Below are 1,219 nucleotides of genomic sequence, written 5' to 3' on the forward strand. Positions count from 1 at the left end.
AATCTGGATAAGCAATTAACATTCTTGTTGTCATGTATCCACCTGCTGAGCATCCTGATACATATACTTTATCTGGATCTATTCCTTTTGTTTTAATTACTTCCTGGATCTCATTATATGCTTTTTCTAATAAACCATCGCGTTGTGCATAATACCATGTATCTGGTGCTTGGAATGCCATTACATCTGCACCACCAAAGATATCTTGTGCTTCATCAGTTGCCCAGGCAACAGTTCCTCTATTTCCTAACATTTGAGCAACATTATTTTGAGAATTATTATAATCTCCTTCACCGTTACCATGGAACCAGACAATTAATGAATCTCCTTCTTGAGCATCATAATATTGATAGTTAATTCCGCCATCAACAATAACTGATTGGAATTTTGATGTTTCTTTATCAATCATATTTGAAGTATCCGCAGTATAAATTGCTGAATACATATCATCAATTACTCTTCCATCTGCAGCAGTTAAAGTAATAGGACTATTTTGAATTACCGTATAAGTTAAATCAGCAGGATAATTTCTACCAGCACTCAAATAAGATAAAGTAGCACCTTCTGACATATCAAAATATACAGTTACATATTGACCATCAGTTTCTACCTTAACAATTTTACGATCAATATCATAATCACCAGCTGTTAAATCAGTTCCTTCACGAATTGCTTCAGTAGAAGCTTTTGCATGAACAATAAATGTATCTTTTGTTACACCACTTACTTTATAACCAGAACCATAGTCAATTACCATTTTAGATACAACTTGACCTGCATCAGTTACTTCAGTATGTAATTCAACTGGATAAATATCTTTAGCTTCTTCTTCAACATAATTAGCAGCCCATTGCCAGATATGAGTTCCATCACTATCTTGTGGATTATTATTTAATGTATAAATCCATGACCAGTGATTACTATATTCTACTAATGTTTCTACTCCGTCTTGATCATAATCTTCTGCAAACATTAATTTATCATCACCAGTAGTTTCATATAATGATAATTTATATTTGTTATCACTTGTTTCATAAGTTGTGAAATCTGATGCAATACTTTGACTATGATTTGAAGTAACAATATCAGTACGTCCTTCTGTTAGAATACTAAACATTCTCTTAGAACATTCATCTGTTGCTACTGAACTATCTGTTTCCCCTTGTACTAGCCAGATTGCTGTATCTGAATTTTTCAATGATGCTAATTCTTCATCTGT

Annotated in this window: 1 pseudogene; it reads right to left on the reverse strand. The window is 32.7% G+C overall.

Annotated elements, in window-relative coordinates:
- A pseudogene (locus B5F09_RS15255) lies at nucleotides 1-1,198 on the reverse strand (hypothetical protein); the annotation flags it as partial.
- Between the last annotated feature and the right edge of the window lie 21 nt (nucleotides 1,199-1,219).

Source organism: Erysipelatoclostridium sp. An173 (assembly GCF_002160495.1).
Classification (GTDB): domain Bacteria; phylum Bacillota_I; class Bacilli_A; order Erysipelotrichales; family Coprobacillaceae; genus Thomasclavelia; species Thomasclavelia merdavium.